The 25,441-nt window shown below is 67.9% G+C and carries 22 protein-coding genes and 1 pseudogene; 10 read left to right on the forward strand and 13 right to left on the reverse strand.

The features are described from left to right. Positions 1-148: 148 nt before the first annotated feature. Positions 149-502, forward strand: coding sequence for a hypothetical protein (locus BSE24067_RS14370; RefSeq protein WP_057925770.1), 354 nt, complete (start codon positions 149-151; stop codon positions 500-502). Positions 503-554: 52 nt separating this feature from the next. Here the strand turns inward: BSE24067_RS14370 and BSE24067_RS14375 are convergent, their stop codons facing one another. The 5 genes from BSE24067_RS14375 to BSE24067_RS14395 all read right to left on the reverse strand — a co-directional run bounded on the left by BSE24067_RS14375 (position 555) and on the right by BSE24067_RS14395 (position 5,487). After that, a complete protein-coding gene (locus BSE24067_RS14375) occupies positions 555-1,427 on the reverse strand; it encodes an alpha/beta fold hydrolase (RefSeq protein ID WP_151065345.1) in 873 nt (290 codons plus the stop codon). 112 nt (positions 1,428-1,539) lie between these two features. Then, entirely contained in the window at positions 1,540-2,457 is a 918-nt protein-coding gene (locus BSE24067_RS14380) for a LysR family transcriptional regulator (RefSeq protein ID WP_151065346.1), read from the reverse strand. Positions 2,458-2,725: 268 nt separating this feature from the next. Then, positions 2,726-2,971: a DUF3717 domain-containing protein gene (locus BSE24067_RS14385; RefSeq protein ID WP_006761486.1), complete on the reverse strand. Its 246-nt coding sequence runs from the start codon at positions 2,969-2,971 to the stop codon at positions 2,726-2,728. A gap of 370 nt (positions 2,972-3,341) precedes the next feature. Continuing rightward, positions 3,342-4,877 carry an amino acid permease gene (locus BSE24067_RS14390; RefSeq protein WP_151065347.1) on the reverse strand — a complete coding sequence of 512 codons (1,536 nt, stop codon included), beginning with the start codon at positions 4,875-4,877 and terminating at the stop codon, positions 3,342-3,344. Between the two features lie 418 nt (positions 4,878-5,295). After that, positions 5,296-5,487: a hypothetical protein gene (locus BSE24067_RS14395; RefSeq protein WP_151065348.1), complete on the reverse strand. Its 192-nt coding sequence runs from the start codon at positions 5,485-5,487 to the stop codon at positions 5,296-5,298. On the opposite strand from BSE24067_RS14395, the gene BSE24067_RS14400 reads away from it, so the two are divergent. From BSE24067_RS14400 to argG, 3 genes are all read left to right on the forward strand, one after another. Next, complete coding sequence (locus BSE24067_RS14400) at positions 5,478-7,013, forward strand: GGDEF domain-containing protein (protein WP_151065349.1); 1,536 nt, start codon at positions 5,478-5,480, stop codon at positions 7,011-7,013. The two genes, BSE24067_RS14395 and BSE24067_RS14400, sit on opposite strands and share 10 nt — an antisense overlap. Positions 7,014-7,318: 305 nt before the next feature. Next, positions 7,319-8,389, forward strand: coding sequence for an FUSC family protein (locus tag BSE24067_RS14405; protein WP_151065350.1), 1,071 nt, complete (start codon positions 7,319-7,321; stop codon positions 8,387-8,389). 343 nt (positions 8,390-8,732) lie between these two features. Further along, the gene (gene argG / locus BSE24067_RS14410) at positions 8,733-10,070 is read left to right on the forward strand and encodes an argininosuccinate synthase (protein WP_151065351.1); all 1,338 of its coding nucleotides are present in this window, start codon (positions 8,733-8,735) and stop codon (positions 10,068-10,070) included. A 133-nt stretch (positions 10,071-10,203) separates the two neighbouring features. Here the strand turns inward: argG and BSE24067_RS14415 are convergent, their stop codons facing one another. Beyond that, on the reverse strand, positions 10,204-11,028 hold the full coding sequence (locus BSE24067_RS14415) for a hypothetical protein (protein WP_151065352.1): 825 nt from the start codon (positions 11,026-11,028) through the stop codon (positions 10,204-10,206). Positions 11,029-11,407: 379 nt separating this feature from the next. Between BSE24067_RS14415 and BSE24067_RS14420 the strand changes: the two genes are divergently transcribed. Further along, positions 11,408-11,920, forward strand: coding sequence for an AAA family ATPase (locus BSE24067_RS14420; RefSeq protein ID WP_244130463.1), 513 nt, complete (start codon positions 11,408-11,410; stop codon positions 11,918-11,920). A gap of 78 nt (positions 11,921-11,998) precedes the next feature. On the opposite strand, the gene BSE24067_RS14425 is transcribed toward BSE24067_RS14420, so the two are convergent. Further along, the gene (locus tag BSE24067_RS14425) at positions 11,999-13,309 is read right to left on the reverse strand and encodes an MFS transporter (protein WP_151065354.1); all 1,311 of its coding nucleotides are present in this window, start codon (positions 13,307-13,309) and stop codon (positions 11,999-12,001) included. A gap of 203 nt (positions 13,310-13,512) precedes the next feature. Then, the gene (locus tag BSE24067_RS14430) at positions 13,513-14,595 is read right to left on the reverse strand and encodes a tartrate dehydrogenase (protein ID WP_151065355.1); all 1,083 of its coding nucleotides are present in this window, start codon (positions 14,593-14,595) and stop codon (positions 13,513-13,515) included. Positions 14,596-14,703: 108 nt separating this feature from the next. Here BSE24067_RS14430 and BSE24067_RS14435 point away from each other — a divergent pair, with 108 nt between their 5' ends. From BSE24067_RS14435 to BSE24067_RS14445, 3 genes are all read left to right on the forward strand, one after another. After that, positions 14,704-15,612: a LysR substrate-binding domain-containing protein gene (locus tag BSE24067_RS14435; RefSeq protein WP_151065356.1), complete on the forward strand. Its 909-nt coding sequence runs from the start codon at positions 14,704-14,706 to the stop codon at positions 15,610-15,612. Positions 15,613-15,892: 280 nt separating this feature from the next. After that, complete coding sequence (locus BSE24067_RS14440; protein WP_151065357.1) at positions 15,893-16,519, forward strand: LysE family translocator; 627 nt, start codon at positions 15,893-15,895, stop codon at positions 16,517-16,519. 13 nt (positions 16,520-16,532) lie between these two features. Beyond that, positions 16,533-17,294 carry a class I SAM-dependent methyltransferase gene (locus tag BSE24067_RS14445; RefSeq protein ID WP_151065358.1) on the forward strand — a complete coding sequence of 254 codons (762 nt, stop codon included), beginning with the start codon at positions 16,533-16,535 and terminating at the stop codon, positions 17,292-17,294. A 67-nt stretch (positions 17,295-17,361) separates the two neighbouring features. On the opposite strand, the gene BSE24067_RS14450 is transcribed toward BSE24067_RS14445, so the two are convergent. Then, positions 17,362-17,601, reverse strand: coding sequence for a hypothetical protein (locus tag BSE24067_RS14450; protein WP_151065359.1), 240 nt, complete (start codon positions 17,599-17,601; stop codon positions 17,362-17,364). On the opposite strand from BSE24067_RS14450, the gene BSE24067_RS14455 reads away from it, so the two are divergent. Both BSE24067_RS14455 and BSE24067_RS14460 read left to right on the forward strand, forming a co-directional pair. Next, positions 17,600-18,754: a DUF1176 domain-containing protein gene (locus tag BSE24067_RS14455; protein ID WP_151065360.1), complete on the forward strand. Its 1,155-nt coding sequence runs from the start codon at positions 17,600-17,602 to the stop codon at positions 18,752-18,754. The two genes, BSE24067_RS14450 and BSE24067_RS14455, sit on opposite strands and share 2 nt — an antisense overlap. Positions 18,755-18,926: 172 nt before the next feature. Then, positions 18,927-20,222 carry an O-acetylhomoserine aminocarboxypropyltransferase/cysteine synthase family protein gene (locus BSE24067_RS14460; RefSeq protein ID WP_151065361.1) on the forward strand — a complete coding sequence of 432 codons (1,296 nt, stop codon included), beginning with the start codon at positions 18,927-18,929 and terminating at the stop codon, positions 20,220-20,222. A gap of 200 nt (positions 20,223-20,422) precedes the next feature. Here BSE24067_RS14460 and BSE24067_RS14465 read toward each other — a convergent pair whose 3' ends face one another. From BSE24067_RS14465 to BSE24067_RS32525, 4 genes and pseudogenes are all read right to left on the reverse strand, one after another. Then, the gene (locus BSE24067_RS14465; protein ID WP_151065362.1) at positions 20,423-21,619 is read right to left on the reverse strand and encodes a phosphotransferase enzyme family protein; all 1,197 of its coding nucleotides are present in this window, start codon (positions 21,617-21,619) and stop codon (positions 20,423-20,425) included. 47 nt (positions 21,620-21,666) lie between these two features. Beyond that, positions 21,667-22,281, reverse strand: a complete 615-nt coding sequence (pnuC, locus tag BSE24067_RS14470; protein WP_151065363.1) for a nicotinamide riboside transporter PnuC — start codon at positions 22,279-22,281, stop codon at positions 21,667-21,669. Positions 22,282-22,340: 59 nt separating this feature from the next. After that, the gene (locus BSE24067_RS14475; RefSeq protein WP_151065364.1) at positions 22,341-24,566 is read right to left on the reverse strand and encodes a TonB-dependent siderophore receptor; all 2,226 of its coding nucleotides are present in this window, start codon (positions 24,564-24,566) and stop codon (positions 22,341-22,343) included. A gap of 622 nt (positions 24,567-25,188) precedes the next feature. Next, positions 25,189-25,389, reverse strand: a pseudogene (locus tag BSE24067_RS32525) (DUF2970 domain-containing protein); the annotation flags it as partial. Positions 25,390-25,441: the final 52 nt, after the last annotated feature.

Here is a 25,441-nt window from a genome sequence, read left to right on the forward strand (position 1 = left end):
ACGAACTTGCGTGCGGGATGCGAAATTTCTCGCGCAGCAGTATGCTGATGTCGTACGGCCGCGCACGATGCATCGGGCACCCCCTTGGTCCGCACGTCGCCGCGCCGCCGTCGCGACCGCAATCATGCGTTGCAAGGAGGGCTTCGTGATGGCTACCACGCATCAGCACTTCCACCTCGAACTGCGGCACGCCACCGCGCCGACTTACTTCATCAGCTACCTGTTTCCCGCCCTGCTGTTCGTCTACGAACTGCTGCGCGTCGGTCAGTGGATCCGCGATCACGGGATGCAATTCGCCGCGTTCAAGCAGATGGGTTACGAGTATCTGCTGATGCTGTTGTTCGTCGGACTGCAGATCGTCGTCGAGGCAATCTTCCTGCTCGGCGCCGCGATGCGCCGCGACCATCGCGATTTCGAGCACCGCCTGCCGAACGTGGTGCTCGGCATCGGCTGCTCGATCGCGCTGCTCGCGATCGATCTCGCGATCCAGCTGTCGTTCTGAGCGACGGCGGGCTCGGCCCGCCAGTCGCGTCGGGCGCGAGCGTGCGCTCCGCTCACGCGGGCGCGTCGCGCAGCAACGTCGCGACCGCGGCGAGTACGTCGTCGGTCCGCTCGCGATGCGGCATGTGTCCGCATCCGTCGAGCAGCAGGTACGACGATGGCCCCGCGACGCGCGCGGCGATCCGCTTCGGATGCACGTCCGATCCGTATTCGTCCCGCGCACCGTGAATCGCGAGCGTCGCGCAGCGCACGCGCGGCAGCGTGTCGTCGAGGCTCCAGCCGCGAAACGCCGGCGACAGCCACGTGTCGACCCACGCGCGCAGCACCCATTCAGCCTTGTCGCCGTGATAGCGCGCGAGCCGGTCGAGCTGGCCGGGCGCGCCGAACTGCTGCGCTGCTTCGCGAATGCCGTCGCGCGTGCGGTCCTCGACGAATGCCTGCGCGGCGACCGTCACCAGCGCACGGCAGCGTTCAGGATGCGCGGCCGCGCAGCCGACCGCCATGCCGCCGCCGACGCTGTGCCCGAACGCGACGAACGACTCGATGCCGCACTGGTCGAGCAGCGCGCGGAATCCGTGATCGGCCTCGTCGCGCACGAACGTCGTCGCGAGCTTGCCCGGATGGCGATCGGAGCGGCCGAAGCCGAGCCGGTCGTACGCGATCACGTCGCGCTGCGCCGCATGTGCGAGCTGCGCGGGGAAGTCGCGCCATAGCTCGACGCAGCCGAGCGAATCGTGCAGCAGCACGATGGGTGCGGCCTGCACAGGTGCGACCTGCATGGGTGCGGCCGGCATAGGCGCGGCCTGCATAGGTGCGGCCCGCTCGGACACTGCCGCTTCCGCCGCACGCGGCACACGCCAGCGCTTCGCGAAGAGACGCCCTTGCGGCGTCTCGACCCAGGTGTCCTCGGTCACGATGTCGGTCATGTGTATGTCGTCGTCTGCATGAAGGCGGCCGCGCGCGCGTACCGCATCGAATTTCCGCGATGGCGGCCCGGCGGCGCGCGCCGCGTCAAGCAAGCCCTCAACGTCCGCGCGTTCATTGCGGCTGCGGCGGCAGATACTCCATCTGCGCTTCGTCGTAGAGCCGGTAGATCAGCGCCTGCATCGCGCGGATGTCCTCCGATTCGTCGAGCATCCGCATGCTCATGATGATTGGCGACACGAGGTTCGGATCGTCGAGCGGCTTGTAGCTGATGTCGTCGCGCTTCAGCCCGTACACGCTGTGCGGCACGACCGACACGCCCTCGCCCATCGCGACGAGTCCGAGCGCGATCTGCAGTTCGCGCGTCTCGTAGATGCGCCGCGGCTGCAGCGCGCGATCGTGGAACGCCGCGAGCACCTGATCCGCATAGCTCGGCCGCGGCGCCTTCGGAAAGATGATCAGCGTGTCGTTGACGAGATCGTGCAGCGACAGCACCGGCTTCGCGCCGTCGAGCGGATGACCGACCGGCAGCGCGACGATCATCCGTTCCTCGCGCAGCACGACGCGCCGCACGCTCGGATCCTCGTGACGAATACGCCCGAACCCGACGTCGATGCGCCCTTCCTTCAGCGCCTTGATCTGGTCCATCGTCGACATCTCGTGCAGGCTCAGCTCGACCGCCGGATACTCGCTGCGAAAGCGCCGGATGATCTTCGGCAGCATCCCGTACAGCGTCGAGCCGACGAAACCGACCGACATGCTGCGCTCGATCTTGCCGACCCGCTTCGTCATCGATTCGAGCTCGGCCGTCTGCGCGAGCAGCTGCACCGCATGCGAATAGAAAAACCGCCCCGCGTCGGTCAGCTTCAGCGGCCGCGCGTTGCGCTCGAACAGCGGCACGCCGAGCGCCTCCTCGAGCTGCTGGATCTGCCGGCTGAGCGGCGGCTGCGCGATGTGCAGACGCTCGGCCGCGCGCGTGAAGTTCCGCTCCTCGGCAACCGCGACGAAGTAGCGGAGATGTCTCAACTCCATGTTCGAATCCTCCCGGGCACGCAATGGACGCTCGTTCGGCCCCGCGCGGACAGCGCCCGCACCGGTCGCCGTCGCCGGCTGTCCGTGCCCGGCTTCGTCGATCGCCTGCTTCCCGATCCCGTCACGATACCTCAGCCGGCGCCGATCCCGCCGCGACGCGCAGCGCGGTCGCGGCGACGTCCCGCGCGCCGCGCAAAGCAAAACGGGAAGCCGCGAGGCTTCCCGTTCGTTCGCCGGCCCCGCACCGCGGCATCGTGCCGGCCGCGCGTCACGCCTCGGTCGCGTACAGCGCGTCGCGCTGCGCGTCGCTCAGCGAATCGAGCGGCACGTCCGGCAGCCGATAGCAGATCATCGCGCCGTACAGTTCGGCCAGGCAGTTGCTGCCGGCGTCGAGCGCGTAGCCGTCCTCGCCGTCCGGCGCCGGCGGATACACTTCGCGCCACGCATTGATCGCGGCTTCGATTCGCACGATGGAAACGGGTCCGGCCTTCCGCTCGGCGGGTGATGCGCTCATGGATTCCTCTGGGTTGCGCGCTCCGCCGGCCGTACACGCGCCGCCGGAGCGATGAAAACGCCGGGCGCCGCCGGCCGCCGCACGACGCGCGCGCCGGATGCCCGATCCACGCCGCGCTCGTCGCGCCGGCCGGGCTGCGGCCCGGTAGGGTCGGGAAATATAACCGGCTTTGACCCCGTGCAGCGAAAAGCCGACAAAAAAAACGGGTTGCGCGATCTTCGCGGACACGGCGCGGCGCTGGCCATCGGCGCGTGACGCCCGACACGGCGCACTACGCGGCAACGTCCGCCGGAAAACAAACGGGAAGCCCGTGGGCTTCCCGTCTTCAGTGCGTATCACGGCCCGTCGCGCGGCGCTCGCCGCGCCGGCATCAGCTTGCGGTTTCGCGGTTCGCGACGCGCTGCGCGTGCGCGCCGCGGTTCGCGGCGACCCACGGCGCGATTTCCATGTCCTCGTAGCGCACGAAACGGCTCCTGTTCAGCAGCCGGTAGCCGAGCCACACGACGACGAACAGCGGAATGCCGACGTACGTCGCGGCCACGCCGGCCCAATCGATCCGGTTCGCGAGGAACGCCTGATAGTCCTGGCCCAGCGCGATCACGAGACACAGTACGAACGCGAACAGCGGGCCGAACGGGAACCACTTCGACTGATACGGCAACTGGTCGAGCGCGTAACCCTGCTTCACGTAGCCCTTGCGGAACCGGTAGTGGCTGATCGCGATGCCGAGCCATGCGATGAAGCCCGTCATCCCCGACGTGTTCAGCAGCCACAGGTACACCGTCTTGTCGCCGTACAGCGACGTGAAGAAGCACAGCGCGCCGACGGCGGTCGTCGCATACAGCGCGTTGCGCGGCACGCCGCCCGGCGACAGCTTCGCGAACAGCTTCGGCGCGCGGCCTTCGGTCGCGAGGTTGTAGAGCATCCGCGTCGACGCGTACATGCCCGAGTTGCCGGCCGACAGCACGGCCGTCAGGATCACCGCGTTCATCACGCCGGCCGCGAACGCGAGACCCGCATGGCGGAACACGAGCGTGAACGGGCTCACGCCAATGTCGGTCACGTCGCTCTTCAGCAGGTTCGGGTCGGTGTACGGAATCAGCACGCCGATCACGAAGATCGCGAGCACGTAGAACAGCAGGATCCGCCAGAACACCTGACGCACCGCGCGCGGGATCGTCGTACGCGGGTTCTCCGATTCGCCGGCCGCGACGCCGATCAGCTCGGTGCCCTGGAACGAGAAGCCCGCGATCATCGCGACGCCCATCAGCGCCGGCAGGCCGCCGGCGAACGGCGCGTCGCCGACCGTCAGGTTGCCCCAGCCGTTGCCCGGCGCGCCCTTCAGAATACCGAAGATCATCAGCAGGCCCACGCCGATGAACGCGATCACGGTGACGACCTTGATCAGCGCGAACCAGTATTCGGCTTCGCCGAACCCGCGCACGGTCAATGCGTTGAGCAGGAACATCACCGCGAGGAACGCGGCGCTCCACCACACGCCCGGCACGTGCGGAAACCAGTAGTGCATCACGAGCTGCGCGGCGACGAGTTCGACCGCGATCGTCACGGCCCAGTTGTACCAGTAGTTCCAGCCGAGCGCGAAGCCGAAGCCTTCGTCGACGTATTTCGCGCCGTAGGTCGCGAACGAGCCCGACACCGGCATGAACGCGGCCATTTCCCCGAGGCTCGTCATCAGGAAATAGACCATCAGGCCGATCAGCATGTACGCGACCATCGCACCGCCTGGGCCGGCCTGCGAGATCGACGCGCCGGACGCGACGAACAGGCCCGTGCCGATCGAGCCGCCGATGGCGATCATCGTCAGGTGGCGCGCCTTCAGCGCGCGATGAAGCTTGGGTGGGTTCGCGGACGAACCGGGTTGGTCGGATTTCGGAAGTGCGGACATAAACGAGACGAACGTTGAGCGGGCCGGCATCCGGGGCCGGCGCATGCGAGGAGCGGGGCGCGGCGCGCCGCCTGCGATGCATTCGATGCGGCCCCGATACGCGTTGCGCGCGGGCGCCTGCGGCGAAGCGCGGATTCTACCTGATTCGTCATGGGGACAGCGCGGGTCCGGACGGCCCGGCCCTCGCACGCAGACACCGCAGAATCAACGAGTTGGATGCGTTATCCGCGACGCCAGCGGGCCGCTGCCACGCGCCGCGACAAAAGCCCGCCTGCATCGGCGCGGCGGGCCGCGATGCCGAGCGCATATTCGGAATGAATCGACATGAACGCCGGCCGTGGCGGTTTTAAAACGACAATTCAGCCGGCTCAGCGGGCAATAATCAGACGAATTTCCCGGCACCTGCATTTGCTTCAAATCAATCGTCCATGCGGATCACGTTAAACGATGCGTACCCATTTCGAATCGCCATTCGCACATGCATGTTTTGCATCGCGCGGCGAAATATACGAATTCGCGAGATAATGCGGATTAATTTGAAATATTCAGCGCGCGGAATCGTCGATGACGCAAAATATCCGCCGCCGCCCCGTGCCGAGGATGAAGTCATACCCGCTGCTCGCTGCGCTGCGCCGCCACACCGCGTTGGCCGTGGCGCGCATTCTGTCGCCCCGCGGCGTGCTGGCCGCCGGCATCGTGCTGCTGGTGTTCAGCTGGGGACTCTCCACGTCGCTGTTGATCGAGGCGCGCCACGACGCGTATGACCACGCGGTCGAAAATGCGCGCAACCTGATGCTGCTGATCGAGCGCGATATTTCCCGCAATATCGAACTGTATGATCTGTCGCTACAAAACGTCGTCGACGGTCTCGCGGATCCGGAATTGGCGACGCTGCCGCCGCACCAGCGCCACCGGCTGCTGTTCGATCGCGCCGCCACAGGCGCATTTCTCGGCGCCATTTTCGTGATGGACGCGCACGGCAATATCGTGATCGATTCGGCGGAGTCGCCGGCGCGGCAAGGCAATTTCGCCGACCGCGAATATTTCGCCGCGCACCGCGACGGGCTCGCAAAAGGCCTCTACATCAGCCGGCCCTACGCGTCACGGCTGCGCGGCGGCGCACTGACGATCGCACTCAGCCGGCGCATCACGCTCGCGGACGGCACGTTCGGCGGAATCGTCGTCGGCACGCTCAGCATCGACTACTTCCGCGCGCTGCTCGACGGGCTCGCCGTCGGCCGGCACGGCAGCGCGGCGATCGTCGAGGACAACGGCGCGCTGGTGTCGCGGCTGCCGTACGATCCGCGCACGGTTGGCGTCGACCTGCACAACTCGCCGCTGTTCATCGACGCGCAGCGCAGCAGGGAAGGCGCGCTCGCGGGCGTCGGCGCGATCGACGGCGTGCGACGCATCTATGTTTACAAGCATCTCGCGCATCTGCCGCTGATCGTCGACGTCGCGCCCGCCGAGGTCGACATCTATGCATCGTGGCGCCATCGCGCGATCTGGACCGCCGTGCTGATGGGGCTGTTTACCGCGTTCATCGCGTGGGGCTCGCTCGCGCTGTCGCGCGAACTCGAGCGCCGGCAGATCGCCGAATCGAAGCTGTACCGGCTCGCGCGCACCGACTCGCTGACCGGCCTCGACAACCGCGGCACGTTCGACGCGGTGCTCGCGAAGGAGGCACAGCACGCGTCGCGCAGCGGCCGCCCGCTGTCCGTGCTGTTCGTCGACGTCGATCATTTCAAGGCGTTCAACGACTATTACGGCCATCTCGCCGGCGACGACGTGCTGCGCCGTGTCGCGCAAGCCGCGTCGCGCTGCCTGCGCCGCGACAGCGACCACGTCGCGCGCTACGGCGGCGAGGAATTCGTCGTCACGCTGCCCGACACCGATGCGCAGGGCGCGGCGACCGTCGCCGAAGCGATCCGGCGCGCGATCGCGGGCCTCGACATCGCGCACGACCGCAGCCCGTACGGGCACGTGACCGCGAGCATCGGCATCGCGACTGCCGCCGACGGCCGCGCGAACGCCGCGACGCTGCTGCGCCAGGCCGACGACGCGCTGTACCGCGCGAAGTCCGGCGGCCGCAACCGCGTGGCGGACGCCGAGGAGGCGAGTGCGGCCGACGCGTGATGCGCGGTGATGCTGCGTAACACCGGGTGATGGCGTGCGACGCCGGGGTGCTGGGTGCTGGGTGCTGGACACCGGACACCGGACGCCGGACGCCGGACGCCGGACGCCGGACGCCGGACGCCGGGCAATACAGTGTGATGCCGCGTGACGCCAACCGACGCGATGCGATGCCGCCGCGTGACGGCTCCGCCGCGCCGCCGTGGACAGCCCGCGCGCGTTCGGCTAGCGTTACGTCAGCTGCGCGTGCGGCGCGGCGCCGGCCCGCGCAGCCCGCCCGCGCGTGTTCCGGCCACCCTCGCTCCGTCATGACCGCCCAGCTTCCTGCCCGACTGCCGCCTTTCCTGCGCCACGCGCTTCGCCCGCTCCTCGACCCGTACCGCCGCTACCGGCACGCGAAACTGATTCACGCGGCGCGCGTCGCGCTTGCGATCCTCGTGTCGATCGCGTTGTCGACGGGGCTGAACGTCCCGCATGGCGAGTGGTCGACGATCACCGTGCTGATCGTCGTCGGCGGGCTGCAGCACCACGGCAACATCCGCAAGAAGGCGGCCGAACGTGCGCTCGGCACGTCGATCGGCGCGCTCGCGGGGCTCGGGCTGATCGTGCTGTACTCCGTTCTGCACGCGCCGCTCGTGATCTACCTGCTGATGGCGATCGGCTGCGGCGTCTGCGCGTATCACGCGATCGGCAAGGCCGGCTATATCGCGCTGTTGTCGGCGATCACGATGGTGATCGTCGCCGGGCACGGCGACAACGAGATCGTCGACGGCCTGTGGCGCGCGGTGAACGTGCTGGCCGGCATCGTGATCGCACTGGCGTTCTCGTTCGCGCTGCCGCTCTATGCGACCTATTCGTGGCGCTACAAGCTCGCCGACGCGCTGCGCGCGTGCGCGGCCGTGCACGCGCGGCTCGCCGGCGACCGCCCCGTGAGCGACGACGCGCACCTGAAGGAAATGGCCGCGCTGAGCGCGCTGCTGGTGCAGCTGCGCTCGCTGATGCCGTCGGTGTCGAAGGAATGCGACATCCCGGTCGCGCACCTCGAAGCGATCCAGCGCAGCCTGCGTCTGTGCATCGGCTATCTGGAAATCCTGTCGAGCGCGGTGCCGGCCCGCGACGACCTCGCCGCCCGCGAATACATGCGCACCGCGATGAAGGCCGTGAACCGGCGCATCCGCGACACGCTGGTCGGCGCGAGCCGCGCGCTCAAGTTCGGCACGCCGAGCCGGCTCGCGCCGCGCCGCCGGCCCGCTGACGCGCCGCACGGCGTGCCGCCGCTGCAACTGTCCGGCTACGTGTCGATCACGGCGAAGCTGGCCGGTGAAGTGGATCAGTTGCGCGAGAAGCTGCTGGAAACCGCACGGGCGTGGAATATCTGAAGGCCGGGCCGAAGGCGGACGGGTTCCGCGCGGCACCGGACAATATTTCATTTTGCTTTCACCGAGACCGGCCGGCGCCTGGACTATGGCATCCGCGCCGCCCGAGCCGATCCGGCCCCGCAAAGAGAGCCGATGCGCCGCGCGCGTTTTCGCCCGTTTCCCCTTCCGTCCGGCACCGTTTCGCGACGGATTATCCGGCCGGTGAGCGGCCCGCCAGCCCCGCCGCGCCGGCCGCGGCGACGTATTGCCGCGAAAATCAGGTCTTGCCCCAACTTCCCGGACAGCCGATACTCGCATATTCCGCGAAATACGATCCCACCGGCTTCAATCCACGGTAATTCCTATGAGCACGATTCTCGAAAGCCTCCCGACCGGCCAGAAGGTCGGTATCGCCTTCTCCGGCGGCCTGGACACCAGCGCCGCGCTGCACTGGATGAAACTGAAGGGCGCCGTCCCGTACGCATACACGGCGAACCTCGGCCAGCCCGACGAAGACGATTACGACGCGATCCCGAAACGCGCGATCGAATACGGCGCAGCCGGCGCCCGCCTGATCGACTGCCGCGCGCAGCTCGTCGCCGAAGGCATCGCGGCGCTGCAAAGCGGTGCGTTCCACATCACGACCGCCGGCGTCACGTACTTCAACACGACGCCGATCGGCCGCGCCGTGACGGGCACGATGCTCGTCGCCGCGATGAAGGAAGACGGCGTCAACATCTGGGGCGACGGCAGCACGTACAAGGGCAACGACATCGAGCGCTTCTACCGCTACGGCCTGCTCGTGAATCCGGATCTGAAGATCTACAAGCCGTGGCTCGACCAGACGTTCATCGACGAGCTCGGCGGCCGTGCCGAAATGTCGGCGTTCATGAACCAGGCGGGCTTCGCGTACAAGATGTCGGCCGAGAAGGCGTATTCGACCGACTCGAACCTGCTCGGCGCGACGCACGAAGCGAAGGATCTCGAAAGCCTCGAAAGCGGCATCAAGATCGTGAACCCGATCATGGGCGTCGCGTTCTGGCGCGACGACGTGAAGATCGCCGCCGAGGAAGTGACGGTGCGCTTCGAAGCCGGCCAGCCGGTTGCGCTGAACGGCGTCGAGTTCAAGAACCCGGTCGAGCTGCTGCTCGAGGCGAACCGCATCGGCGGCCGCCACGGCCTCGGCATGAGCGACCAGATCGAAAACCGGATCATCGAGGCGAAGAGCCGCGGCATCTACGAAGCCCCGGGCCTCGCGCTGCTGTACATCGCGTACGAGCGTCTCGTCACCGGCATCCACAACGAAGACACGATCGAGCAATACCGCGAGAACGGCCGCCGTCTCGGCCGCCTGCTGTATCAGGGCCGCTGGTTCGACCCGCAGGCGATCATGCTGCGCGAAACGGCCCAGCGCTGGGTCGCGCGCGCGATCACCGGCGAAGTGAAGATCGAACTGCGCCGCGGCAACGACTACTCGATCCTGAGCACGAAGTCGCCGAACCTCACGTATCAGCCGGAACGCCTGTCGATGGAGAAGGTCGCATCGACGTTCTCGCCGCGCGACCGGATCGGCCAGCTGACGATGCGCAACCTCGACATCACCGATACGCGCGACAAGCTGCGCGTGTACACGCAAGTCGGCCTGCTGACGCCGGGTGAATCGTCGGCGCTGCCGCAGATCAAGGGCGACAGCGGCGAGTAAGCCCGTCGCTTTCGCAAGCGGCCGGGCGGCATGAAAACCGCCCGGCCGCGCGCAGTACTTCCCTCCCCGTCTCTTCGTCAGGCACTGCCGGATCCGGAACGCGCATCGCGACGCTCCTGCAGGCGCGCCGCGATCATTTCGATGCCGTGGCCGTCGCGGTCGGTGTGGCCGCAGTCGTCGTCAACGCCGTGGAAGCAGTCGCATTGGCCGGCGCCGATGTGGATGCAGATGCCGGCGTGCGCGCCAGATCCCGCCCGATCATGTCCGCGACCGACTTCTCGCACGACTTGATCCCCTCCACCGACTTGTCGAAATTCTTCTCGAGATCGCCGAAGCTGCCGTACGTGTAAGCGAAATCGCTGTCGATGTGCACGCTGTTCGCCTTGATGTCGTAGCCGCACGCGAACGTCTTGTAATAGATGTCCTGCTTCGTCTTCGCGTCCAGAATGCGCGCGCGGATGACCACCCACGGAATGTAGTCGGGCTGGTTCGGCGGCGAGATATAGCCGAACGACGTGAACCACACGTTCATGATCGCGTCCGCGTCGGTCTGGATCGCCGAGTAGTCGTCCGACTTGCCGTCGTCGGCGAGCTTCGCCTTCTGGCCGGCCAGCTTCACGACCTGATAGCCGTTGCCGGTCAGGCGGCCCGTCACGCCGTCCATGATGTCCGGGGCGAACACGATCTTGCCGGCCGTCACGTGATCGGTGTAGGTGCTCGTATGGCTTGCATTGACGGCCGCTTGCGCGAGCCCGCCGATCAGGCCGAAGCCGGCTGCCGCGCCGCCGAGATTGACGACCGCGACACGCTTCGGCTCGGTGACGTCGAGCATCGCGATCGAATGCAGCTTCTGGCGCGCTTCGGGCTTCATGTCCGTGTTCGGCAACGTCACGCAGCCGGACAGCAGCGTCACGAGCAGGCCGCAACCGAACAGGGTGGCTTTGGAGGAATTCTTCATTGGATGAGTGGCTTCTTGTTGTTGACGGAACGGTGAAACGACATCCGCGGAGAGGACGGCGCCATGCCACGGCAGACCGGCTGCGGCCACGCAACGGAAGACGACGCGTCGGCTGCATTGCGTGCGTGTGGAATCGAATCGGTGCGCCCCGTTTTCCGGTCATGCGCACGGCTTCGTCGGCCGGGCGCCCTCGGCTGTCTGGTCGTGTGGTTGTGCAGCTTCAGCAATACTTCGGTGAGCTACCGAGGAAGTAACGGCGGGCAATGACGGTTCTTTAGGGCGCTCGATCGAATAATTCTTCTGATCCGTTCGGAGCAGACATGACAAAAATATTTCGCGCCGGCGCACAATGCAGGCGTCCCGATCAGCCACGCCCTTCATGACTCGTCCATCGAACACGCCACTCACCGTCATCCACCTGAACGGACCGATCAACAGCGGCAAGACGACGATCGGACGCGCACTCGCACGCGTGCTGCCCGATACACGTTTCATCGACGGCGACGATCACGACGCGCCCGAAGACGCGCCGTTCGACGTCCAGTGGGCCATCGCGCTGGAGCGGCTGGTCACGCAGATCGCGCAAGCCCGTGCGCGCCACCTGGTAATCGCCTACCCGATCGGCGAAGCGGAATTCGAGCGGCTGCGCGCGGCGTGCAACGCGCGCGATGCGCGTCTTTTCGTCGTGACGCTCGCGCCGCCCGAAGCAGTCGCGGCGTCCGATCGCGGCGCGCGCGCACTGACTGACTGGGAGCGGCGACGGATCGCCGAGATGTATCGGGAAGGATATGCGTCGCGCGCGTTCAGCGATTGCGTGATCGATACGTCGAACGCGGCGCCCGATGCGTGCGCGACGGAGATCGCTCGCCGCGCGGTGCTGCCCGCCGATTGACACGGCGGCTTCGGCCACATGCGATCGTCGGCGCGCCACGCGTGCGTCCGGATGCATGAGCGCGGACGCGTGCCATCTTCAACGATGCTGCTGCACGCCCGGCACGACCTGCTCGCGCGCGGCGCTGCGGCTCAACATCAGCGTGACGACCGCCGACACCGCGAGCGTGCCCGCGACCACGTACAGCCCGGCCGCATATCCGCCCGTCACGTGCTTGAGCCAGCCGATCGCGAACGGCCCGACGAACCCGCCGAGGTTGCCGATCGAGTTGATCATCGCGATTCCGGCGGCCGCGCCGGCGCCGGACAGGAACGCGCTCGGCATCGCCCATAGCGGCGCCTTCGCGGCGCTGATCCCGATGTTGACGACGACCAGCGCGAGCACGGTCAGCAGCGCGGTGCTCGCCTGCCCCGCGAACACGAAGCCGATGCACGCGAGCACGCACGGCATCACGACGTGCCACGTGCGCTCGCCGGTGCGGTCCGAATGCCGCGCCCACAGGATCATCGCGACGACGGCAGCGATGCTCGGGATGCCGGTCAGGAGGCCGGTCTGCAACGCGGTGAAGCCGAACTGCTTGACCATCAGCGGCGCCCACAGCCCGAGCGTATAGAGCCCGGCCGACGTGCCGAAGTAGATCAGCGCGAGCGCCAGCACGCGCGGGTCGCGCAGCGCCTGCCACGCGCCGGCCGCATGCCTCGCATGCGTGTGCCGCGCGTCGGCCTCGGACTTCAGCTTCGCGATCAGCCACGCGCGCTCGTCGGGGCGCAGCCACGCGGCCTTCGACGGCGCATCGGTCAGGCATTTCAGCACGACGAAGCCGAGCACGACCGCGGGCAGCGCTTCGACGATGTACAGCATCTGCCAGTCGGCGAGCCCGAACATCGGCGGCATCTGCATGATCGCGCCCGACAGCGGCGAGCCGATCGCGGTCGAGATCGGCGCGGCGGCCATGAACCACGCGGCGGCCACCGCGCGCTGCTTCGCGGGAAACCACAGGCTCAGATACAGGATGATGCCGGGGAAGAAGCCGGCTTCCGCGATGCCGAGCAGGAAGCGCAGCACGTAGAAGCTCGTCGGCCCGACGGCGAACGCGGACACCGCCGACACGATGCCCCACGTGATCATCACGCGCGCGATCCAGATGCGCGCGCCGACGCGATGGAGAATCAGGTTGCTCGGGACTTCGAACAGAAAGTAGCCGATGAAGAACAGGCCGCCGCCGAGACCGAACGCGGTCGGCGACAGGCCGATCGCCTTGTTCATCGTCATCGCCGCGAAGCCGACGTTGACGCGATCGAGAAAGCTGACGAAGTACAGCAGCATCACGAACGGAATGATTCGCCACATCAGTTTCCGCGCGACGCGGGTTTCGAGATCCGCTTGCATGTGTCTCCTCCTTCGAGGTCGAGCCGTGGCGCTGTCCGCGCATGCTCGGTGGTGCGGCCCGGCATCACGACCAGCGTGAATTCCAGGCCGGCGCCCGGCTCGCGTCGAAATGCGCGAGTCGCGGGCAGGCCATTCCGGTTGTATGGCGGACCGGCGACGAACGGCCGCGCATGCGCGCCACCGCCCGCGCCGGCGCCGTCTCGTCAGGCCGCGACCGCCGCGTTCGCGACGTGCTCGCACACGGCAGCCGTCACCTGCGCGGTGGTCGCGCTGCCGCCGAGATCGCGCGTATGCAGCGACGCGTCGGCCGTCACGGCCTCGATCGCGCGCATCACGCGCGCGGCCGCCTCCGTCTCGCCGAGATGCTCGAGCAGCATCACGACCGACCAGAACGTGCCGACCGGGTTCGCGAGGCCCTTGCCCATGATGTCGAACGCGGAGCCGTGGATCGGCTCGAACATCGACGGATAGCGGCGTTCCGGATCGATGTTGCCAGTCGGGGCGATGCCGAGGCTGCCGGCGAGCGCCGCCGCGAGATCGCTGAGGATGTCCGCGTGCAGGTTCGTCGCGACGATCGTATCGAGCGACGCCGGTCGGTTCACCATGCGCGCGGTCGCCGCATCGACGAGTTCCTTGTCCCACGTGACGTCGGGGAATTCCTGCGCGACCTGCTTCGCGATCTCGTCCCACATCACCATCGCGTGACGCTGCGCGTTGCTCTTCGTGACGACGGTCAGCAGCTTGCGCGGACGCGACTGCGCGAGCCGGAACGCGAAGCGCATGATCCGTTCGACGCCGGCGCGCGTGAGGATCGACACGTCGGTCGCGGCCTCGATCGGATGGCCCTGGTGCACACGGCCGCCGACGCCCGCATATTCGCCCTCCGAGTTCTCGCGCACGATCACCCAGTTCAGGTCGTCCGGACCGCAGCGCTTCAGCGGCGCGTCGATGCCCGGCAGGATACGCGTCGGGCGCACGTTCGCGTATTGATCGAAGCCCTGGCAGATCTTCAGGCGCAGGCCCCACAGCGTCACGTGGTCGGGCACGTCCGGGTCGCCTGCGGAGCCGAACAGGATCGCGTCCTTGCCGCGCAGCGCGTCGAGGCCGTCGGCCGGCATCATCGCGCCGTGCCGGCGGTAGTAGTCGGCGCCCCAGTCGAAATCGTCGAACTCGAACGCAAAGCGGTCGCTGCCGCGCGCCAGCGCTTCCAGCACCTGCTTGCCGGCCGGCACCACTTCCTTGCCGATGCCGTCGCCGGGAATGGTCGCGATACGGTAGGTCTTCATGCGGACATCCTCGATTGAGCGTGAACGTGAACGCACTTTACCGAACCGGAAGTACCGCAACCGGCGCTATACTCAAAGCATCTTTAACTTTAATTCACGAATCTCGTCATGGCGGAAACCGTTCAGCCGGCCGATCTCGGCTTCTTCTCGACGCTGGCCGCGTCGGGCAGCCTGAGCGCGGCCGCGCGCGAACTCGGGCTGACCGCGGCGGCCGTCAGCAAGCGGCTTACGCAGATGGAGCGGCGCGCGGGCGTGACGCTCGTCAACCGCACGACGCGGCGCATGATGCTCACGCCCGAGGGCGACGTGTATCTCGAATACGCGCGCCGGATCCTCGACCAGATGGACGAACTCGGCGAACTGCTCGGCAGCGCGAAGCAGCGGCCGAAGGGGCTGCTTCGCGTGAACGCGACGCTCGGCTTCGGGCGCAGCCACGTCGGCCCGGCGATCTCGCGCTTCGTCGCGCGCTATCCGGAAGTGTCGGTGCAGCTGCAGTTGTCGGTGATGCCGCCACCGCTCACCGACGATGCGTTCGACGTATGCATCCGCTTCGGCGAGCCGCCCGACACGCGCGTCGTCGCGCGGCGGCTCGCGCCGAATCGCCGGCTGCTGTGCGCGGCGCCCGCGTATCTCGCGCGGCACGGCACCCCCGGCACGCCGCACGAACTGGCGCGGCACAACTGCATCGGCATCCGGCAGGGCGACGAAGGTTACGGCATCTGGCGGCTGACGAGCGGACGCGGCGCGGCGCGCAACACGGAAGCCGTGCGGATCGACGGCAACCTGACGACGAACGACGGCGAGATCGCGGTGAAATGGGCGCTCGACGGGCATGGGATCCTGATGCGCGCGGAATGGGATATCCGCGACTATCTGGCCGACGGACGGCTGGTCGTCGTGCTGCCGGACTACGAGACGCCGAGCGCCGACATCTATGCGGTGTATGCGCAGCGGCACCAGATGTCGGCGCGGATTCGCGCGTTCGTGGATTTTCTGGCGGGGGAGCTGGGCGGGTGACGATCGAGCGGGCAGCCGCGGACGCCCCCCGTTCGCGAACGGTTTCCGAAGGCCGTGCCAAGCAGCGTGATCGGCGATCCGACCGGATGATTGGCTCGGCCAAAAAACGCCGGAATGCCGGCGATTCAGATACGAAATCGCCGGAATAATCACGTTCTTGCGTGTGCCGGCGAGCTTGAAAAGGGCGTTCGGCACGCGCTCGCGACAACGTCGGCAGCCGTTCGCCGAACCGAATACAATGCGCCGATCGCCTGCCGCGCCAACCTGCCGGAGAGCCGCCATGTTCGACCTGACCACGCTGACCACCTTCACGGCCGTCGTTCTGGGCCTGTTCCTGATCCCCGGCCCCGCCGTGCTGCTCGTGCTGAGCCGTACCGTGCAAGGCGGCCGCAAGACCGGCATCCTGACCGGCCTCGGCGTCGCGAGCGGCGACTTCGTGCATACGCTGTTCGCGGCCGTCGGGCTGTCGGCGCTGCTGATGACGTCGGCGCTCGCGTTCAACGTCGTGAAGCTGGTCGGCGCCGCGTACCTGATCTATCTCGGCGTGCGCGCGCTGCTGGAGAAACCGTCCGATCCGTCGCTGCCGAAGGTGTCGTCCGTCACACCGCTGAAGGCGTACCTGCAGGCGATTCCCGCCGAAGTGCTGAATCCGAAAACCGCGCTGTTCTTCCTCGCGTTCATGCCGCAGTTCGTGCATCCGGAGCGCGGTTCGACGTTCGTGCAGTTCGCTGTGCTCGGGCTGATCTTCGTCGTGCTCAGCTCGCTCTACACGACGCTGATCGCGTGCTCGATCCGCCCGCTCGGCCGCGTCGTGAAGCGGCTCGCGTGGCTCGCGCGCTGGCAGGGGAAGATCATCGGCTCGATCTTCATCGCGCTCGGGCTGCGCGTCGCGGTGCAGCAGCGCTGACGCCCCGTTTCGCATGACGTCCGGCCCGGCACCTTCCGGCGAGCGCCTCTATAGCGACCCACGCCTCGTCGCGGTCTACGACTTGTTCAACGCCGGCGATCGCGACTTCGCGTTCTACACGTCGTGCATCGGCGCCGCGCGGCAACGGATTCTCGATCTCGGCTGCGGCACCGGCACGTTCGCGCGCCGGCTCGCGGCGGCCGGGCACGACGTGGTCGCGATCGATCCGGCACCGGCGATGATCGACCATGCGCGACGCCAGCCGGGCGCCGATGCGGTGCGCTGGCTCGCGTGCGATCTCGACGGCCTGCCGCCCGGTGCGCCGTTCGACGCCGTCGTGATGACCGGCCACGCGTTCCAGTGCCTGCTGACCGACGCCGACATCGACGCAACGCTGCGCGGCGTGCGGCGCGTGCTGGCCGACGGCGGCCGCTTCCTGTTCGACACACGCAATCCGCGCGTCGAGCCGTGGCGCAACTGGACGCCGCAGGCGTCGGCATCCCGCATCGAATCGCCCGAATTCGGCAGCGTGGAGTTGCATCATGAATTGATCGCCGTCGACGGCTCCATCGTGTCGTTCGACACGTATTACCGCTTCCGTCGCGACGACATGCAGTTGAAAAGCACGAGCCGGCTGCGCTTCATCACGCAGCGCGATCTGCAGGCACGCGTGGCGGCGGCGGGGTTTTCGTCGACGGACTGGTACGGCGACTGGGAGCACGCGCCGTTTGACGCAGCAACCAGCGCGGAAATCATCACGATCTGCCGCACGTGAGTATGCGTGCGTCGTCGCCGGAAACAGCTGCCGCGCCGCCATGAGCAGTCGAAGTTTTCACACACGATTACGACGCACGCTGACGAACGAACGGCGCGATGCCTGCGGGCATCGCGCCGTTCCCGTTTCTGCTTTCGTCCGGCCTGCTCGCACGAATCGTCGTCGCGGCAGCGGTATACTCATAGCCGTCCGGCCGCGCCGATTCACATCGATTCGCATCGATTCGCATCGCGCACTTACGATGCGCTTGCAACCACAGCAGCCGGACGTCCTCCCCTCTCCCGTCATCGCCGATACGAACCATCATGTTTCGTCATCTCCCGCTTGCGGTCGCCGTCACCCTGCTCACCGCGTCGCTGCCCGCCACCGCGCACGATCCCGCGCAACATCCGGTTGCGCGCGACTTCAAGAACTGGTCAGTCGTGTGCGACAACGCGAACCGCTGCATCGCGGAAGGCGGCAACGACGACATCGACGGCACGCGCGCCGGCATGATCGTGCGGCTCACGCGCGACGCAGGGCCCGATGCACGCCCGTCGCTGGAAGTCTTCGCATCGGCGCCGCTCGATCTGCGCACCGCGCGCGCCGACAGCCGGCCGTTCGATGCGCTGCCGGCCGAGTGGCACGCCGTCGCCAAAACGCGCGACGACGATGACGACGTCTATCCGTTCCACATCCGCACGAGCGATCCGGCGACGGTCGATGCTTGGCTGACCGTGTCGCACAGCGCGCAGATGCTGAATTTCGGCGACCCGGCCGCGGCGCGCACGCCGCGTGTTTCGTTGTCGGGGCTCAATGCCGCGCTGCTGCTGATCGACGACACGCAAGGCCGGATCGGCACCGTCACCGCGCTGCTGCGCAAGGGCACGCGGCCCGCGTCGTCGGTGCCGGCCGCGCCGGCGTTGCCGCCCGCCCCCGTTCCGGCGCCGCGTGCGGCCGACCTCACGCCCGCGGAACAACGCCCGCTCGTCGACGCGGCGTTCGACAAATTCGCCGGCAGCGTGAAGCGCTGCGCGGCCGATGCGGGCGACGAAATGTCGATGAACGACCGGCGCAAGACGGCGTCCGCGGTCGCGATCTCGGCCACCGACGCGATCGTGTCGATTCCATGCGAAACGAGCAGCGCCTACAACCATACCGACCTGTGGTATCGCGTCCATCGCACCGCGCCGTATGCGCCGGCGCCGCTGGACTTCGGCGAACACGCGAGCGCCGGGCTCGATCCAGCATCGTTCTCGAACCAGCTGACCGAAGCGAGCTACGATCCCGCGCGCGCGACGCTGTCGAGCGTCGATCGCGTGCGCGGCGCCGGCGATTGCGGATCGAGCGCGTCGTGGGTGTTCGACGGCAAGCGCTTCGTGCTGAACGATATCGCGATGCACGGCGCGTGCAACGGACTGTCCGTGGATCAGTGGCCGCGGCTGTATCGCACGGCCAGCGCGCCCGACGAGCCGCGCTGACGCGCGAGGGTCGCGTCAGCTGATCGGGATCGGGAGTCCATCGCGCACTTTCGCCGGCGGGGCACGGCGTGCCATGCGCCCCACGTCCATAAGCAACGCACCATTCGTTCTAAAGCGCACAACGGCGTGCTCCTATAATCGCCCGACGATCACAACAACAGACGGAGCACCCATGACCGGGAAGGCCTCTTCGAACTGGCGCCTCGAAACCATCGCCGTGCACGGCGGCTATCGCCCCGATCCGACCACGCGCGCGGTCGCGGTGCCGATCTACCAGACCGTCGCGTACGCATTCGACGACACGCAGCACGGCGCGGACCTGTTCGACCTGAAGGTGCAGGGCAACATCTACACGCGGATCATGAATCCGACGACGGACGTGCTCGAGCAGCGGATCGCCGCGCTCGAGGGCGGAATCGGCGCGCTCGCGCTGGCGTCGGGCCAGGCGGCCGTCACGTATGCGATCCAGACGATCGCGGAAGCCGGCGACAACATCGTGTCCGCGAGCTCGCTGTACGGCGGCACCTATAACCTGTTCGCGCATACGCTGCCGCAATACGGGATCACGGCGCGCTTCGCCGATCCGCGCGAACCTGCGTCGTTCGAGCCGCTGATCGATGCGCGCACCAAGGCGATCTTCGCGGAATCGGTCGGCAACCCGCTCGGCAACGTCACCGACATCGCCGCACTCGCCGATGTCGCGCATCGTCACGGCATCCCGCTGATCGTCGACAACACGGTGCCGTCGCCGTATCTGCTGCGCCCGTTCGAACACGGCGCGGACATCGTCGTGCATTCGCTGACGAAATATCTCGGCGGCCACGGCACGAGCCTCGGCGGCGCGATCGTGGATTCGGGCAAGTTCCCGTGGGCACAGCATGCGGACCGCTTCAAGCGTCTGAACGAGCCCGACGTCAGCTATCACGGCGTCGTCTATACGGAAGCATTCGGGCCGGCCGCGTATATCGGCCGCGCGCGCGTCGTGCCGCTGCGCAACATGGGTGCGGCGATCTCGCCGTTCAACGCGTTCCAGATCCTGCAAGGCATCGAGACGCTCGCGCTGCGCGTCGAGCGCATCAGCGACAACGCGCTGAATATCGCGCAACATCTCGCGCGTCACGAGCACGTCGAATGGGTGAACTACGCGGGGCTGCCCGATCACCCCGATCATCCGCTCGTCGCACGCTATCTGTCGGGCCGCGCGCCCGGCATCCTGACGTTCGGCGTGCGAGGCGGCCGCGACGGCGGCGCGAAGTTCCAGGACGCGCTGAAGCTGTTCACGCGGCTCGTCAACATCGGCGACACGAAGTCGCTCGCGACGCATCCGGCGTCGACGACGCACCGCCAGCTGTCGCCGGTCGAACTCGCGAAAGCCGGCGTGAAGGAGGAAACGGTGAGGCTGTCGATCGGCATCGAGCATATCGACGACCTGCTCGCCGACCTCGACCAGGCGCTCGCGCAGGTGTGAGCCGAAGCGGGCGGGCCGAGGGGCCGGAACGCTCGCATCAAACGTCCGCGTCGATTGCCTCGACCTTCGGCAGTTCCAAGGTGTTCGGCGCGGCAACGTACCGTCGTGCGGCATCCCGCGTCGGCGGTCAGGCAATCGGGCGGCTTCAGTGAGCGCGCCGCGCGAGCGCCGCACGGCACGAAGTGCAGTTCACGGACGCCTTACTTCGCGCGCCGGCGCCGCACCAGCCAGTCCAGCAGTTGCCGCCCGTCGCGCCCGCCGAACCATCGCGCATGCCCGATCAGATAACCGTCGTACGCGATATCGACGATATCCGGCGCATCGACGATACAGCCGAAATACGCGACCTCCGACAACGCGAACTCCGCATGCGCGATCGGCAGCATCGCGACCAGCGCCGCGTACGCGTCGTCGCTCAGCGGTTCGAGCGATTCGTAGCCGTCGAGCAGCGCATCGATCTGCTCGTATTCGACGCGGCGCGCATCGGCCGGCGCCATCCAGTCGATCGCGTTGCGTTCGATCGCGAGCGCGACGTCCATCACCGCGCACGTGCGATCCGACAAGCCAAAATCGAGCACGGTCCGCACCTGCGCGCCGGGCCCCGCGTCCGTCCACAGCAGGTTCGACGCATGCCAGTCGCCATGTGTCCACAGCGGCGGCAGCGCGGGCAGCAGCGGCACGAGGCGCGCGTGATACGGGCCGATCGCGTCCGCGACGTCGCCGCGCCAGTCGCGCGCGCCGAGCGCGCGCACCAGCAGCGGCTGCGCGTCGACCCAGCGCTCGAGCGCGCCCGCCAGATCGGCCGACGACAGCACACGAAAACTCGACAGCAGCGTACGCACGGGCCGCGCCGGCGCGTCGTAACCGGCCGACGCGCGATGCAGCGCGGCCAGCGCCCGGCCGGCCGCGTACGCATGCGACGGATGCGCGAACGGCTTCCACGACATCACGCCGCGATACGCGTCCACGCCGGGTGCGACGACATGCACTTCATACGTCCAGTCGCCAGACGCGAACGCAGTCGCCCCGTCGCGGCCGGCGAGCACGTTGGCGACCGGCACGCCGCGCTCGCGCAGATGCGCGATGAAACGATGCTCTTCGTCGAGCGCGGCGACATCGCGCAGGCTCGCGTGATGACGCTTGACGAACAGCGCGCGCTCGTCGGCGGTGCGCACCAGCACGGCCGCCGAGAAGGGCCGCGGGCTGTGCCACGTGAGCCGTGCCGGCGCGCCGACGCCGTCGATCCGCGCGAGCACGCCGGCGACTTCGTCGTGCGTCATCAGCGGCCAGTCGCGTTCGGCCTGCTCGCCGTCGACGCCGAACTGCGGCGGCGCGACGTCGCGCGTGTCGGCGGCGTCGCGCGCTGCACGTGCGTCCGGCTCCAGTGGAAATGACATGAACGACGTTGCTCCGTAGTGAATCGGTCCGTGACGCGGCCCGGCGATCAGCCGGCCGCGCCCGCCGTTGCGCGCAGCGCCTGTGCCGTGCGGCTCCAGTCGCGCCAGCCGATCACGGCCAGCGCGATGAACAGCGCATAGAGCCCGGCCGTCAGATACAGTTCCTTGAACACGAACATCCCGACGTATACGACGTTCACGACGATCCAGAGCCCCCACGACGCGATGTAGCGCCGCGCGGTCCAGTATTGCGCGACGAGGCTGAACGCGGTCAGCGACGCATCGACGAACGGCAGCGCCGCGTCGGTCCAGCGCGCCATCATCCCGCCGAGCAGCGCGCTGCCGATGACGGCCGCGATCAGGTCCGGCAGCATCTGGCGCGGCCGCACGCCGGTGACGGGCGCGACGTCGCCTTGCGGCGCCGCTGCGCCGCCGCTCGCTTCGAACGTACGCTGCGCGATCCAGCGGCGCCAGCCGTACACCTGCAGCACCGCGAACGCGCCTTGCAACAGCATGTCCGAATACAGCTTCGCATCGAAGAAGATCCAGCCGTACAGCGCGACCGACGCGAGCCCGACCGGCCAGCACAGCATGCGCCGCTTCGCGGTCAGCCAGATCGCGAGCGCGCTGACGATCACGCCGGCGATTTCGAGTGGGGACATCGTCTGTGCTCTCCTGGTAGGCTGCCGGGGCCGCACGTCATGCGGCCGGATCCGGACGGTCAGAAATCATAGGTCAACGATACGCGCGCGGTGCGCGGCGCGCCCGGAAACAGGTACGCGTCGCCCTGCTGCTCGCCCGCGTCGCGCCAGTAGAACTTGTTGAACAGGTTGTCCACCGACACGCGCAGCACCGTACGATGGCCGCCGATCTTCGTCGTATAGCGCGCGCCGAGATTGAACACGAACCACGACGGCACGCGCGCCGTGCCCTCTTCGTTCGCGTTGCGGCCCGCGCTGTACTCGACGCCGCCGAGCATGTTCAGGCCCGCGACGCCCGGCACCGCGTAATCCGCATACAGCGACGCGCGCAGCGCCGGCACGTTGATGATCTGGTGTCCTTCGTACGCCGGCGAGCCCGAATCGTATGCGCGCGCCCGAATCGCCGCGGCGCTGGCCGTCAGCGACAGCCGCTCGGTGAGCCGGCCGGCCGCGCCGAGCTCGATCCCCTGGTGACGCTGCGTGCCGCGCTGCACGAACGTATAGCTCGTGCCGGATGCATCGGGGTCGGCGAACTGGAACGGCTTGCTGATCGAGAACACGGCGGCCGTGAGACTCAACCGGTCGAGCCAGTCGTATTTCGCGCCGAGTTCGACCTGATGCGATTCGACCGGCGGCAGGAACGCATACGCGTTGGTCGCGCGCACCGGCGCCTGGTCGCCCAGCGACAGCGCCTTGCTGTACGACGCGTACAGCGACAGCGCGTTCACCGGCTTGTAGACGAGCGCGACCTGCGGCAGAAACACCGAGCGGTCGGTGTGCGCCGCGTCGCCGTCGATGCTGTCCCAGCTGCGCTGGCGCAGCAACACTTCCTTGCCGCCCGCGAGCACCTGCCAGTGCTCGCCGAAGCTGATCCGGTCGAGCCCGAACACGCCATACTGCCACGCGTCGAGCCGCGGATACGACGGCCCCGGCGTATTCGGCGACGGCGCAAACGCGACGTCGGGCCCGTAGATGTTCTCGCTGCCGACGTAGTCGTACACCGCATCCGCCATGTGCACGACGCGGCGCTGCACGCTCACGCCGAGCGTCAGCTCGTGGCGCAGCGGGCCTGTCGCGAACTGGCCGGTCGTCACGGCGCGCACGTCGTCGTTGCGGCGGTATTCGCCGGGGCTGCGGAAGTCGTATACGTCGTAGTCGCCGTTCGCGCCGAAGAAGAACGGTGACGTCGCGCCGGCCGCGCAGCTCGCCGCGTAATAGCAGCCGTACGCGAACGCGCTGTTGTCGTCGATCATCGTGCGGCTGCGGCCGGCGGCGACGTAGGCCTTCCAGTCGTCGCTGAACTGGTAGTCGAAGCGCGCGTTCAGGTTCAGCGCGTCGGTCGTCACCGGCTTCGCCCACGGCTGCGTGCCGAGCGCCTTCGACGCCGTCTTCACCGACGGCACGACCGTGCCGCCGAGCAGCTGATAGCCGGGCGCGGAGCGCTGGATCCACTGCTGGAATTCCGCATTGAGCTGCAGGCTCGCGCGCGGGCCGATGTCCCAGTCGGCGGCGATCGAACCGAACGTGCGCCGTCCGTTCGTGCCGTCGACGTACGAGTGCATGTTCTCCTTCGCGGCATTGATCCGGAAACCGAACTGATGGTCGGGTCCGAAGCGGCGGCCGAGATCGACGGCCGCCGACGTCGAGCCGCGGCTGTCGATGCCGGCCGTCACGCTCGCGACGTTCGCCGAACGCTTCGTCACGAAGTTGATCACGCCGCCCGGCGCCACCACGCCGCTGTCGATGCCGGCGAGACCCTTCAGGATCTCGACGCGTTCCTTGTTTTCGAGCGGCACGTTCTGCTCGCCGGACACCGTCAGCCCGTCGATCCGGATCGCGCTCGCGAGATCGACCGGAAAGCCGCGGATCGCGAAGCCTTCGAAATAGCCGACCGGCGCATAGTCGTTGACGACCGATGCATCGTTACGTACGACGTCGCTCAGGCGCTTCGCCTGCTGATCGTCGAGCTGCGCGCGCGTGACGACGCTGACGGACGCCGGCGTGTCGCGCAGCGGCGCATCGTCGAGCCCCGCGACCGACGCTTCGCGCACGCGGAACGCGCTGCCGCGCTCGCCGCTGACCGTGATCGCCGGCAGCGTCGCGCTGCCTGCCGCATCGGCGGCCGGTGCGTCGCCCTGTGCCGCGGCCGTCTGCGCCGCGAAAAGCGTGATGCCGAGACCGACGCCAAGCCGGACCTTCGTGCGCCGCCGCCGTACGCGCGCCGCTGTTGTTCTATTCACCGTCATCGTTCTGGATGGAAAAACTCGCCACTCGACCCTGTCGAAACACTCGAAACCCGTCATGCACGCCCGTCACGCGACGGCCAAGCGCGCCCTCGCGCATGCACGCGTCACTGCCCGCGCCGATCGCCGCGCATACGCGTCGACACGGCATTCGTCGGATGACCCGAACGGTTCGGCCGCATGCGTGCCGATCGATCGGGAAAGCGCGGGATGAGCCATCGGATCCGGACGATGCGCCGGGCGCCGACGCCGGCGTCGATCCATCTCGGATTGGACGCCTGCCGGATAGCGGCTGCGTCGAGGTCTTGTCGTGCGGGGACGCTTCGGACGCCGCGGCGCGAGCGCCGGGCGTTTGCGCGCGCCGTTCATCGGAACGGCGGCATGCCCGTCGCGCGCGACAGCGCGGCTTGGCGCGCATTTTACCTTGGGCGGCGTTGCGGGCCGGCGAATCGGATGGAACGAGCGATGGCGGAGAACGCCATCAGGCGGGTCTTACGATGCGGCGACGCTGATCGTCACCTCGTCGCCGCGACCTGCGCCGCCGGCGGCGGCGCGACAGTGTGCCGGTCAGATCGCGCGAAGCAGAAACAGCGCGGCACCTCGCGCGCGAACCGGCGACGATTCGGAAGCCCTGCATCGTCGCGGTCGGATCGACGACGAAATGGACGACGCCGCAGATCACCACGCCGACCAGCACCGCGAGCACGGTCGCGACGAGCGGCAGCAGCGTGAAGCTGACGTTCGCGAGATCGGCCGCATGCGCGCCGCTGTCGCGCACACCGAAGAAACTCCACAGGACCAGGCGGATCATGCCGAACAGTTTCATGATCTTGCGCCTTTCAACTATCGGTTGACGCTATCGTCGCTCCGACGGCCCT

It is taken from the genome of Burkholderia latens (genome assembly GCF_902499045.1).
Classification (GTDB): Bacteria; Pseudomonadota; Gammaproteobacteria; order Burkholderiales; family Burkholderiaceae; genus Burkholderia; species Burkholderia latens.